9 protein-coding genes, 1 tRNA gene and 2 rRNA genes (1 of these 12 running past the window's edge) are annotated in these 12,299 nt (G+C 46.9%); 5 read left to right on the top strand and 7 right to left on the bottom strand.

The annotated features are described in order from the left end of the window. Window positions 1-11: 11 nt before the first annotated feature. Entirely contained in the window at window positions 12-1,154 is a 1,143-nt protein-coding gene (locus E3D00_RS09300) for a serine hydrolase domain-containing protein (protein WP_141461971.1), read from the bottom strand. 25 nt (window positions 1,155-1,179) lie between these two features. Beyond that, window positions 1,180-1,632, bottom strand: a complete 453-nt coding sequence (locus E3D00_RS09295) for an Lrp/AsnC ligand binding domain-containing protein (protein WP_141461968.1) — start codon at window positions 1,630-1,632, stop codon at window positions 1,180-1,182. 141 nt (window positions 1,633-1,773) lie between these two features. On the opposite strand from E3D00_RS09295, the gene putA reads away from it, so the two are divergent. Next, on the top strand, window positions 1,774-5,352 hold the full coding sequence (gene putA, locus E3D00_RS09290) for a bifunctional proline dehydrogenase/L-glutamate gamma-semialdehyde dehydrogenase PutA (protein WP_141461966.1): 3,579 nt from the start codon (window positions 1,774-1,776) through the stop codon (window positions 5,350-5,352). Between the two features lie 60 nt (window positions 5,353-5,412). After that, the gene (locus tag E3D00_RS09285; protein WP_181441960.1) at window positions 5,413-5,820 is read left to right on the top strand and encodes a DoxX family protein; all 408 of its coding nucleotides are present in this window, start codon (window positions 5,413-5,415) and stop codon (window positions 5,818-5,820) included. 49 nt (window positions 5,821-5,869) lie between these two features. Here the strand turns inward: E3D00_RS09285 and E3D00_RS09280 are convergent, their stop codons facing one another. Beyond that, on the bottom strand, window positions 5,870-6,190 hold the full coding sequence (locus E3D00_RS09280) for a zinc ribbon domain-containing protein YjdM (RefSeq protein ID WP_141461962.1): 321 nt from the start codon (window positions 6,188-6,190) through the stop codon (window positions 5,870-5,872). 63 nt (window positions 6,191-6,253) lie between these two features. Then, a complete protein-coding gene (locus E3D00_RS09275) occupies window positions 6,254-6,892 on the bottom strand; it encodes a nucleoside/nucleotide kinase family protein (RefSeq protein ID WP_141461960.1) in 639 nt (212 codons plus the stop codon). 148 nt (window positions 6,893-7,040) lie between these two features. Here E3D00_RS09275 and E3D00_RS09270 point away from each other — a divergent pair, with 148 nt between their 5' ends. The 3 genes from E3D00_RS09270 (at window position 7,041) to E3D00_RS09260 (ending at window position 9,278) form a co-directional block, all read left to right on the top strand. After that, window positions 7,041-8,054, top strand: coding sequence for a Dyp-type peroxidase (locus tag E3D00_RS09270; RefSeq protein ID WP_141461958.1), 1,014 nt, complete (start codon window positions 7,041-7,043; stop codon window positions 8,052-8,054). Between the two features lie 16 nt (window positions 8,055-8,070). Further along, a complete protein-coding gene (locus tag E3D00_RS09265; RefSeq protein WP_141461957.1) occupies window positions 8,071-8,874 on the top strand; it encodes a family 1 encapsulin nanocompartment shell protein in 804 nt (267 codons plus the stop codon). A gap of 68 nt (window positions 8,875-8,942) precedes the next feature. Then, window positions 8,943-9,278, top strand: coding sequence for a DUF2934 domain-containing protein (locus E3D00_RS09260; RefSeq protein ID WP_141461955.1), 336 nt, complete (start codon window positions 8,943-8,945; stop codon window positions 9,276-9,278). A gap of 129 nt (window positions 9,279-9,407) precedes the next feature. Here E3D00_RS09260 and E3D00_RS09255 read toward each other — a convergent pair. The 3 genes from E3D00_RS09255 to E3D00_RS09245 all read right to left on the bottom strand — a co-directional run. Further along, a tRNA-Met gene (locus E3D00_RS09255) sits at window positions 9,408-9,484 on the bottom strand. Between the two features lie 40 nt (window positions 9,485-9,524). Next, window positions 9,525-9,639: ribosomal RNA gene (gene rrf, locus E3D00_RS09250) — 5S ribosomal RNA — on the bottom strand. A gap of 84 nt (window positions 9,640-9,723) precedes the next feature. Next, a 23S ribosomal RNA gene (locus E3D00_RS09245) occupies window positions 9,724-12,299 on the bottom strand; it runs 161 nt beyond the window's last position.

The raw sequence follows: 12,299 nt of genomic DNA, 5'->3' as shown, positions 1-12,299 counted from the left end.
TAAATGAATGATCACAAGCCCCTCGCAACGGCTGAAGCCACTTCATACCGAAGTTTAACGATACTTTGCCCTCCCGAAGGATGAACACGATTTGTCAAAATCAACACATATCTTTCATCTACGGGATCAATCCATACAGAAGGCCCTGTAAATCCTGTATGACCAAAAGACTTATCTGAAAATAGATCCCCTCTAGGTGTCGAATAATGCGTGGCAATATCCCATCCTAAACCTCGCAGATCTTTCTTTCCCGGTGGCTGTTGTGGCGTTACCATAAGTTGCAGTGTTTCTCGTTTTAGCGGGAAACGACTTGCTCGTCCGGCCAGTCGATCAAGCAACGCCTGAACATATAAACACATATCTCCTGCATTTGAGAACAATCCTGCATGTCCCGCAACTCCACCCATTCTTCGTGCTGTTGGATCATGCACAATGCCGCGCAACATCACCCCATGATCATCATATTGCGTCGGTGCGATGATTGATTGTTCATCCCTCTCAGGTAAATAGCCTGAATGCACCATACCTAATGGAGATAAAATATGCTCTTTCACATATACGTTCAGCGGTTGGCCACTCACCTTCTCCACCAGTAATCCCAAAACAATATAATTAATATCGCTATAAACAAATTTAGTCCCCGGGGCGTTAATCACCCCAGACTGCATAGCTAGGCTTACGGCTATCTCTTTGCCTGACCAATCATAATTAAGTGGCAAATCTGGGGGCAAGCCTGAATAATGCGTCATCAAGAGCCAAAGCGTAATCGCCTCTTTTCCGTTTACCGCAAAATCAGGAAAATACTTACTGACGGGCTTATCTAATTCTAACTGCCCTGTTTCCACCAGTTGCATCACAGCTAAGGCTGTCATGGTGGGTTTCGTTAACGATGCCATATCAAACACCGTATCCCACGTCATAGGTTCAGCATCGGGTACTAATGCGCGACAGCCATAGACATACCGATGCACACACTTTCCGTTAAACCCAACAGCTAAAACGGCTCCAGGTATTTTGTGTGCATCGACTGCTTTCCGTAAGAGCTGATCTGCCTGAGGCAAGTTATACACTTCTTTCGCCCGAACTGATTCCGAATCGAAACAAGCACATACCATGCTTCCCATCATAAAATGACGACGGCTCAAACGGTTCATTCAATGCTACCTTCTTGACTAACCATTATATTGGCAATTCAGGATCTGCTTTTACTTCTTCCATAACAGTATAAGTATTGGTCTGGCGTACCCCAGGCAATTTTGTAAGGGTTTTCCCCAAAAAATTTCGGTATGCTTTCATATCCCGGACACGGGCTTTCAATAAATAATCAAAGCCGCCGGTAATCATATAACATTCGGTCACTTGTGGAATAGACCGAACAGCCTTCGAAAAGGCCTCAAAAATATCTGGATTACTGCGGTCCAATGTCACCTGAACAAAAACAAGAAGCCCAAGCTGAACCGCCTTAGGATCCAGACATGCCATATAATTCCGAATAATCCCTGCACTTTCGAGCTTTCTTACACGCTCCAATGTTGCAGCAGGACTAAGAAAAATTAAACGTGACAGCTCTATATTGGTCATACGGCCATTCTTCTGAAGATGCCTTAGAATTCTGCGATCAACGTCATCCACTCAATTACCTCTATCCAAATTATATCTTCCCATTTTTCATATAACAGAATATAATTTTCTCATATGGATCATTTTCCATTACCAATTTTCTTTAAGTCTTCCTATGAGTTTGTAATAACTCTAGTCTAAACTGTGGCGCGTATGACATCACCTTTCTCTTCTCTTTCAAACGCTGTTCCTACTCGCTCCGCTCTACGCCAAGCGATTACAGATCATACTCTTGCCCCGGAGATGGAATGTGTTTCCACTCTCGCCACAGAGGCAACATTGGAAGGGAAGCAGGCTGATCTAACCAAGCGCATTGCTCGTAAGCTTGTAACCGCACTTCGGCATGCAGGCACTCCTGGTATTGTTCAGGGCCTTGTTCAGGAATACGACCTGTCGACACAAGAGGGTGTGGCTCTCATGTGTCTGGCAGAAGCGCTTTTGCGTATTCCAGATAACGCCACGCGTGATGCCCTTATTAAAGACAAAATTGGTACGGGCCATTGGCACCATCACATTAGCAAAGATTCTTCAATCTTCGTTAATGCTGCCACATGGGGTTTGATTTTTTCTGGAAAGCTCCTTTCCCCCGGTCAGAAAAAAGGCCTTAACAAAAGCCTAGCAAACGTTATCCAACGCTTTGGTGAGCCTGTTATCCGTCAAGGCGTTGATATGGCAATGCGCCTTATGGGGGAGCAGTTTGTCACAGGCCAAACAATTGAAGAAGCACTAAAAAAGAGTAAACCTCTTGTTGCTAAGGGCTTCCGCTATTCTTACGACATGCTTGGTGAAGCAGCCACAACGGCAATAGATGCTGATCGCTATTACCGGGATTATGAAACAGCTATTCATGCTATCGGCAAAGCATCTCAAGATGCTGGCCCTTATCGTGGTCCAGGTATTTCTGTTAAGCTCTCCGCTCTTCACCCACGTTATAATAGATTACAGCGTGAACGCGTTTTAAGCGAACTTCTTCCACGCGTTACATCCCTTGCCCGCTTGGCCCGCCAATATAATATTGGTTTTAATATTGACGCTGAAGAAGTTGATCGCCTTGAGCTCTCTTTAGACCTTCTCGAATCACTATGCCTTGACCCATCCTTAAAAGGCTGGAACGGACTAGGCTTTGTTGTGCAGGCCTATCAGAAACGTGCACCTTTCGTTCTTGACTGGATCATCGCATTAGCTCGTGAAACGGGACGCCGTCTCATGATCCGTCTCGTCAAAGGAGCTTACTGGGATAGCGAAATTAAACGTGCTCAAGTTGAAGGCTTGTCAGATTTCCCTGTCTTTACACGTAAAGTGCATACTGACATTTCCTACCTTGCCTGCTCGAAAAAATTGCTTGAATCGCTTGATGCGGTATTCCCGCAATTCGCAACCCATAACGCCCAAACTCTTGCCAGCATTTATGTGATGGCTGGCCCTGAATTCTCAGACGATCGTTATGAGTTCCAGTGCCTACATGGAATGGGTGAAGCTCTTTATAAAGAAGTCGTCGGGGCAGATAAGCTCAGTCGTCCAACCCGTATCTATGCTCCTGTTGGTACGCACGAAACACTTCTGGCTTATCTTGTTCGCCGTCTTCTCGAAAATGGTGCTAACTCTTCCTTTGTTAACCGTATCCAAAGTGAAGAAGTCTCCATTGACGAACTTGTTATGGATCCTGTTACTCAAGCAGAACAAGGTGAAGAACCTACTGGCATTCTTTTGCCACTGGATATCTACCAACCAGAGCGCCGTAACTCTACCGGTCTTGACCTAACGAATGAAAATACTATTCGTGACCTCAAGGCTGCCCTTGAAAAACCAGTAAAACTTCCTAACAAGGGCGACATCAAAGTTCTCAACCCAGCCAATAAAGACGACGTCCTTGGTGAAATCAGCTACACCACCAAAGAGAACGTCGATAAAGCTATTGCAGATTCTATTTCCGGTTTTGAGGAATGGAGCAAAACACCTGTTGCTGAAAGAGCAAATATTCTTGAAAAAGCAGCAGACCTTCTCGATGCTGATATTCTGCGCCTTATGGGAATTCTTGTTCGTGAGGCAGGTAAAACTTATGCCAATGCTGTCGCTGAAGTCCGCGAAGCTGTAGATTTCCTTCGTTATTACTCCGTCCAGATACGTAGAGAACAACATGAAGATGGCGATAAACCTTTAGGGCCTGTCGTCTGTATCAGCCCATGGAACTTCCCTCTTGCGATCTTCCTTGGTCAGATCTCTGCAGCTCTTGCTGTTGGTAATAGCGTCCTAGCAAAACCTGCAGAAGAGACATCTCTTATCGCATGGGAAGCTATTAATGCACTCCATGAAGCGGGAATGCCTAAAAAAGTTGTTCAGTTAGTTCTTGGCGCAGGCGAAGTTGGTGGTCAGCTTGTCGCCGATAAACGTGTCCGCGGTGTTCTCTTCACAGGGTCTACAGAAGTTGCTCGTATTATTCAAAAGCAACTTTCTACACGCCTGAACCCTGATGGAGCTCCAGTTCCGCTCATTGCAGAAACAGGTGGCCAGAACGCTCTGATCGTCGATAGTTCGGCTCTTGCTGAGCAGGTTGTTATTGACGTGTTGTCTTCTGCATTCGACAGTGCGGGTCAGCGTTGTAGTGCTCTTCGTATTCTTGCCCTGCAAGAAGACAGTGCTGATCGTGTCCTTCGCATGATTAAAGGAGCAATGGAGCAGCTACGTACAGGCAATCCATCCCTTCTGGAAACAGATGTTGGACCTGTTATATCTGAAGAAGCTCGCGATAACATTCTCAAGCATATCGAAGATATGCGTGCTGCAGGCTACAATGTTTTCCAAACTGAACCTCAAGATGAATGTGATAAAGGAACCTTTGTCCCACCTACCATCATTGAGATTGATGATATTCACGCTTTAAAACGTGAAGTTTTCGGTCCTGTCCTACATGTCATCCGTTACAAACGGAATGAACTCGATAAGCTGATGGAAGATATTAACAATACGGGTTATGCTCTTACATTCGGCATTCACTCTCGTATTGAACAATCTATTGCTGCGGTTACCGAACGCTCCCATGCTGGTAACGTTTATGTAAACCGTAACATCGTGGGGGCTATTGTAGGGGTTCAGCCTTTTGGTGGCCATGGCTTATCAGGTACGGGCCCAAAAGCTGGTGGTCCACTCTATTTGCGCCGACTGCTCGCAACAACATCACCATTACCAAGGGACTTCCAACATTTTGTTCCAAGAAATGCGCATGTTTTTGCTAACTGGCTGCAAGTAGCTCTTCAAGACGCAGAGGAAGTGCCCGTCCCTTCCTTCACGCCTCTTGGCACAGAAGTTGTCTTACCAGGCCCTGTTGGAGAGGATAACATCTATACCCTCTCAGCACGCGGTTCTATTCTTTGTGCAGGACCAAGCACAACTGATGTTTGTAAACAAATTATGGCAGCACTTGCTACGGGTAACAAATGTCTGGTTCCACCTGATGTTTTACGCCGTCTTCCCCCTGTGCCAGCCAGTTTGACAACCGTCATTCTGCCATTTGTACCTTCTAATCAGGTTGATATCGCTCTATTTAATGGTAGCGAAAAAGAGCGCACAGAATTAGCTCAGATGCTTGCTACCCGCGAAGGTGCAATCATTAATCTATATGTTCCATCCCCAACAGATGGCACATACCCTCTAGAATGGCTCGTCAGTGAGCGTTCTTCCAGCACAAATACAACTGCGGCTGGCGGTAATGCTGCTTTGATGGCTGCTGTTTAATGATTAAACCCCTCTGATAAATCTCATTATCAGAGGGGCAGTGGATGTATTCTGATGCTTATGCCTGATCTAAATGATCTCATTAACCTAAGTGATCTTGGCTTCCTTTTAGGAAGGATACTCATTGCTTCCTTTTTCCTTGCTGTTGGAGTACGCCAACTCAAACGTTTTTCAAACACAGTAGACTATGTCGCGTCTCTTAAAATTCCATTTCCTAAATTATCTGCAGCAGGAGCCATTGCTGTAGAACTTATTTTGGGAAGTTGTATTGTTTTGGGCGTTTACTGCACCTCAAGCGCCCTTATTCTTGCAATGCATACTCTTATAACTGCTTATTTAGGTCATAATTACTGGAGCGCATCAGAAGAAAAAGAATATGGCTTATGGCTTCATTTTTATAAAAATATTAGTATCACCGGGGGGTTAATTATTCTTGCCATGGCAGGCCCCGGAAATTATGCTTTTTAAATACTAAGGAATGGGCATTCCCATTCCTCCCTTCTCTCATATGAATGATTTAAACTTTTCGTAAAAATTCAGCCTTCAACATATACCCTCCTGCTTCAACAGCATGGTCTCCTCCACGAAGGCGAATATTCTTAATTTTGGTTCCTACTTTTAAAGTCGTAGAGGAACCCTTAACTTTTAAATCTTTTATAACAACAACCGTATCACCATTGGCTAAAATAATGCCATTAGCGTCACGGACAACATCTTCTTGACTTTCTTCGCTATCTGCATGCTCTGCTGGCCATTCATAGCCACAGACATCACAAATATAATTGCCATTCTGTATATGATTTTCTTCTAAACTACACTGGGGACAAACAACAGACATCGTATTACAACCACAATCAAATATAAAAAAGATACGGCCTTATATATTCTATTCTACCTATAATCAATTTTGTTCATCTTTAAGCATTGACCACGGCACATGATAATCAGCTAAATGTGCCGTACGCATAATTTGACGGGCATTCGGCTCATCCGTTTTTTCAATCCAAGCCAAAGCCTCCTCACGCGTTCGTCCATAACGCATGTGGCGCGCCAACAGCTGTGCTTGGCGTTGCTCAGTGGCTACATCCATAAACCATACTTCATCCAAATATTGGCGTATTTTACTCCAACATCCGTCTTGAAGAAGAAGATAATTTCCTTCCGTAATAATCAACGGGACATTAGGCTCCACCGCTATTTCTCCAGCAACAGCCTGATCAATTTCACGGTGAAAAGCTGGGGCATATACAGTCTGTTCTTCATTGCGCAACCGTATTCGTTGAAGCAAAGTAACATACCCTGCACTATCAAAAGTATCTGGCGCCCCTTTTCTCTCTCTTCGACCTAAACGAAGCAACTCTTCATTAGCCAAATGAAAACCATCCATGGGTACCACAACAATATTTTGACCAAACTCTTGAACCAACATTTTTGCCAAAGTAGACTTTCCTGCACCAGGCGCTCCAGCAATACCCAAAATTTTACGCCCTCCAGCTGCAAGCAATAAATGTACTCTCTGAATAATTTCATCTTGAAGCATATAAACGCCCCTAATCTAATAAATCTCGCAAAGAGAATATTTCCATCTAAATTAATTATACCATATCATACTTTTACTGAACTCGGACGTTCCTATGGTGCGTTCCTATAATCACATTTAATCAATCCCAAAAAGGAGTTTCCATCCCTTGACTAACCCTCATCAACCTGTTGACGCAAAATTAACCAAGGCTGCTCTGTTTCTCGTTTTAACCCTGAATGAAGGCGATCAAAACGAAACTGGAGCGCAAGTCCGTGATGTTTTGGGAGATATATCCTCGCTCGTACGAGGTGTTGGTTTTCGTATTCCAGAGGGAGAACTCTCTTGTATCACAGGCATAGGATCTTCCGCTTGGGACATCGTATTTGGTAACCCAAAGCCTAAAAACTTACACCCTTTTCGAGAAATTAACGGTGTTCACCACGCACCTTCCACTCCCGGTGATCTGCTATTCCATATTCGTGCAGCACGTATGGACCTGTGCTTTGACTTAGCTTCAACCCTTGTATCAAGACTAGAAAATGTTGCGACGGTCGTAGATGAAGTGCACGGTTTCAAATATTTTGACGAGAGAGACCTTCTCGGCTTCGTTGATGGTACAGAAAACCCATCCGGCCAAGCTGCGCTAGACTCCACTTTGATCGGTGATGAGGATATAGATTTTAAAGGTGGAAGTTACGTCATCGTCCAGAAATATCTTCATAATATGAAGAAATGGAATGCGATGCCAACAGAAACCCAAGAAGATATCATCGGCCGTAAAAAACTTTCAGATATAGAACAAGCTGATGATGCAAAAAAAAGCTACGCGCATAACGTCCTCACCAATATTGAAGAAAATGGTGAGCAACTTCAAATTGTTCGGGCAAATATGCCTTTCGGAGAGGTTGGCAAGGGAGAATTTGGTACCTACTTTATAGGATATTCCTGTTCACCAGCACGAACAGAACAAATGCTGCAAAATATGTTTGTCGGAAAGCCACCAGGGAATTATGACCGCTTACTTGATGTTAGCACGGCCGTTACAGGAACATTATTCTTCATCCCGACGGCTGAATTCCTTGATGATGCGCCTGATTACACCACCCAACCCCTGTCTGATGAACAACCTAAATCTCAAAACAAAGACAACTCATCTTTAGGCATAGGGTCTCTCAAATAAGAAGGACGTAAAAATCATGAATAACCTCCACCGTCATCTTGCCCCTATCTCAAGTGCCGCTTGGGCTGAAATTGAAGAAGAAGCCTCCCGCACGATCAGACGCAACCTTGCTGGCAGACGTGTTGTGGATACATCTGAGCCTCAAGGGCTCTCCCTTGCCGCTGTAGGCACAGGACGTGCCAGCAAAATCAGCTCACCTCAAAATGGTATTTACGCTGTAAAGCGTGAAGTTATGCCTCTTGTAGAACTCCGCGTTCCTTTCACCCTTTCGCGTGAGGAAATTGACGCTGTCGAACGTGGGTCACAAGATTCAGACTGGCAGCCTGTTAAAGATGCCGCACAAGCCATCGCCTTTGCAGAAGATCGTGCCATTTTCAATGGTTACGATGCCGCTGGGATCAAAGGCATTCGTGAAGTATCTTCCAATCAAAAGCTTAAACTTCCTCGCTCTGTACAGGATTATCCACGCGTTATCGCTGAAGCATTAAATGAGCTCCGTCTCTCTGGAGTAAACGGCCCTTATTCTATTGTTTTAGGCGCTCAAGCTTTTCTTGCTGTTAACAGCACTGATGATGACGGCTACCCCATCCGTAAACACATCGAGAAAATTATTGATGGCCAACTTATCTGGGCTCCAGCAATTGAAGGTGCGTTCATTGTTTCAATGCGCGGCGGAGACCTAGCCCTTGATATCGGACAGGACTTCTCCATTGGCTACCTTGGTCACACCGCTGACACAGTCGAACTGTACATTCAAGAGAGCTTTATATTTCGCGTTCTAACTACGGAAGCTGTCGTCGCTATCGACCCTGCAACCTAAATAACACAAAAGCATTATCAACAGCACCACTTCGTGGTGCTTAACCTTTAGCCTCTGTGAGATCAAAGATGGATAATCCTCTAGAAGATAGCCCACAAAAACAAAAACGCATTCGTGCTAAAGCAAAAGAACTATGGGAAGCGGATGGTAAGCCCACTAGTGGTCCTGAAGCTTATATGGAACAAGCTTCCGACCTTATTGGAATGGAAAGCAACCCAGATGCAGGGCAAATTCCTGTTAAATCTCCAGTGCGTATCGGTCCTGAAGGCCAACCCATTGAAGAAGCTAAGCTTCAAGAAAATCTGGGGAACCCTGGTGGAAGCATGAATGAGCTAGATGATAAACAAGAAGTTCCCTTCGGAACACGTAAAGAAGAAGACGAATATTTTAAAAATAACGACTAGTTTCTCTTAGCCCACATATACTTTTAGATAAATCTCACCTCAGTCAAGTAGGTGAGATTTATCACGTTAAATGACACAGCTTCATCATTATCTGATGTGGCTGTGGTGCTTTAGATTTTGATGGGGGATTGGTTGCGGGGGCAGGATTTGAACCTGCGGCCTTCAGGTTATGAGCCTGACGAGCTACCGGGCTGCTCCACCCCGCGCTGGTGGATATGTTGGTGAGGATTGAGGGTAAGCTAGGGGACCTGGCGGCGACCGACTTTTCCGCACCTTAAGGTGCAGTATCATAGGCGCTGAGGGTTTTCACGTCCGAGTTCGGGATGGGATCGGGTGTAGATCCCTCGCCAAAGCCACCAGGTCTTCTAGCTCACCCTATCATGAGAGGGTGGTGATTGGGTTGGTGTATTGAATGAGGAGTGTGACTGATTTCTGTGCATGTGTTGATGTGAGAGGTATGAGCGATTAGGACCGGTTAGCTGCATGCATTGCTGCACTTTCACACCCGGCCTATTAACGTGATGGTCTATCACGGCTCTATGAGACCTCGTTTTGAGGTGGGTTTCCCGCTTAGATGCTTTCAGCGGTTATCCCGTCCGCACTTAGCTACCCGGCTGTGCCGCTGGCGCGACAACCGGTGCACCAGAGGTGCGTTCATCCCGGTCCTCTCGTACTAGGGACAAATCCTCTCAAGTCTCTTACACCCACGGCAGATAGGGACCGAACTGTCTCACGACGTTCTAAACCCAGCTCACGTACCACTTTAATCGGCGAACAGCCGAACCCTTGGGACCTGCTCCAGCCCCAGGATGTGATGAGCCGACATCGAGGTGCCAAACCTCCCCGTCGATGTGGACTCTTGGGGGAGATCAGCCTGTTATCCCTAGAGTACCTTTTATCCGTTGAGCGATGGCCCGTCCACGTGGGACCACCGGATCACTATGGCCGACTTTCGTCTCTGATCGAGCTGTCACTCTCACAGTCAGGCGGGCTTATGCCATTGCACTCAACAGCCGGTTTCCGACCGGCCTGAGCCCACCATCGCGCGCCTCCGTTACACTTTGGGAGGCGACCGCCCCAGTCAAACTGCCCACCATGCAGGGTCCCGGACCAGGCTTACTGGTCTCGGTTAGACATCAGAAAAATTCAGGGTGGTATTTCAAGGATGGCTCCACCGGTGCTGGCGCCCCGGCTTCAAAGCCTCCCACCTATCCTACACAGAATTTTCCTGATGCCACTGCAAAGTTGCAGTAAAGGTTCATAGGGTCTTTCCGTCTGACCGCGGGTACCCCGCATCTTCACGGGGAATTCAATTTCGCTGAGCCGATGCTGGAGACAGTGGGGAAGTCGTTACGCCATTCGTGCAGGTCGGAACTTACCCGACAAGGAATTTCGCTACCTTAGGACCGTTATAGTTACGGCCGCCGTTTACCGGGGCTTCGATTCAACGCTTGCACATCTCCTCTTAACCTTCCGGCACCGGGCAGGCGTCAGGCCCTATACGTCATCTCTCGATTTCGCAGAGCCCTGTGTTTTTACTAAACAGTCGCTACCCCCTGGTCTGTGCCACCCACTGATGGTTGCCCACCAATGGGTCTCGTTTATCCCGAAGTTACACGAGCAATTTGCCTAGTTCCTTCAGCATCGTTCTCTCAAGCGCCTTGGTATTCTCTACCAGTCCACCTGTGTCGGTTTCGGGTACGGTCTATATGCCAGAGCTCTTTCCTGGAATGGTCAAAAAGCCTGTTCAATCCGTTAAGGACAGACAACATTTTCCATTCGTCACTTCTGGCAGGCCTAGGAATATTCACCTAGTTCCCATCGACTACGGCTTTCGCCCTCGCCTTAGGGGCCGGCTCACCCTGCGTGGATTAACCTTGCGCAGGAACCCTTGGACTTTCGGCGACAGTGTTTCTCGCACTGTTTGTCGCTACTCATGTCAGCATTCGCACTTCCGATATCTCCAGAGAGGGTCACCCCGTCTCCTTCGCAGACTTACGGAACGCTCCGCTACCGCGCATACTAATGTATGCACCCACAGCTTCGGCACGTGGCTTGAGCCCCGTTACATTTTCGGCGCAGGGTTTCTAATAGACCAGTGAGCTATTACGCTTTCTTTAAAGGATGGCTGCTTCTAAGCCAACCTCCTGGTTGTTTTGGAATCCCCACATCCTTTCCCACTTAGCCACGATTTAGGGGCCTTAGCTGGTGGTCTGGGCTGTTTCCCTCTCGACAATGGACCTTAGCACCCACTGTCTGTCTGCCGGGCTATACTCCTGGGTATTCGGAGTTTGGTTAGGTTTGGTAAGGCTTTGGGCCCCCCTAGCCCATCCAGTGCTCTACCCCCCAGGGTAAACACCCGACGATCTACCTCAATAGATTTCGCGGAGAACCAGCTATCTCCGAGTTTGATTGGCCTTTCACCCCTAGCCACAGCTCATCCCCGACTTTTTCAACAGGCGTGGGTTCGGCCCTCCAGTGCGTGTTACCGCACCTTCAGCCTGGCCATGGCTAGATCACTCGGTTTCGGGTCTTCTGCCAGCAACTCATGCGCCCTATTCAGACTCGCTTTCGCTACGCCTACACCTATCGGCTTAAGCTCGCTGCAAACAGAAACTCGCTGACCCATTATACAAAAGGTACGCCGTCACCCCATATGAGGCTCCGACTGCTTGTAGGCGTCCGGTTTCAGGTCTCTTTCACTCCCCTTATCGGGGTGCTTTTCACCTTTCCCTCACGGTACTTGTTCACTATCGGTCACTAAGGAGTATTTAGGCTTGGAGGGTGGTCCCCCCATGTTCAGACAGGGTTTCACGTGCCCCGCCCTACTCAAGTCCATATCAATGCATTACGCATACGGGGCTATCACCCATTATTGCCGGACTTTCCAGACCGTTCTGCTTATCATTAACATGGCACTGGCCTGCTCCGCGTTCGCTCGCCACTACTAGCGGAATCTCTGTTGATGTCTTTTCCTCCAGGTACTGAGATGTTTCAGTTCCCCGGGTTCGCCTCTTACAC

This window comes from Swingsia samuiensis, from assembly GCF_006542355.1.
GTDB lineage: Bacteria > Pseudomonadota > Alphaproteobacteria > Acetobacterales > Acetobacteraceae > Gluconobacter > Gluconobacter samuiensis.
This window is presented reverse-complemented; position numbering and strand designations above follow the sequence as displayed.

What these genes read in the sequence shown, in the direction of transcription:
- E3D00_RS09300 (WP_141461971.1), bottom strand. Translation starts at nt 1,154, where the DNA reads ATGAACCGTTTGAGCCGTCGTCATTTTATGATGGGAAGCATGGTATGT.
- putA (WP_141461966.1), top strand. Translation starts at nt 1,774, where the DNA reads ATGACATCACCTTTCTCTTCTCTTTCAAACGCTGTTCCTACTCGCTCC.
- E3D00_RS09285 (WP_181441960.1), top strand. Translation starts at nt 5,413, where the DNA reads ATGCCTGATCTAAATGATCTCATTAACCTAAGTGATCTTGGCTTCCTT.
- E3D00_RS09280 (WP_141461962.1), bottom strand. Translation starts at nt 6,190, where the DNA reads ATGTCTGTTGTTTGTCCCCAGTGTAGTTTAGAAGAAAATCATATACAG.
- E3D00_RS09275 (WP_141461960.1), bottom strand. Translation starts at nt 6,892, where the DNA reads ATGCTTCAAGATGAAATTATTCAGAGAGTACATTTATTGCTTGCAGCT.
- E3D00_RS09265 (WP_141461957.1), top strand. Translation starts at nt 8,071, where the DNA reads ATGAATAACCTCCACCGTCATCTTGCCCCTATCTCAAGTGCCGCTTGG.
- E3D00_RS09260 (WP_141461955.1), top strand. Translation starts at nt 8,943, where the DNA reads ATGGATAATCCTCTAGAAGATAGCCCACAAAAACAAAAACGCATTCGT.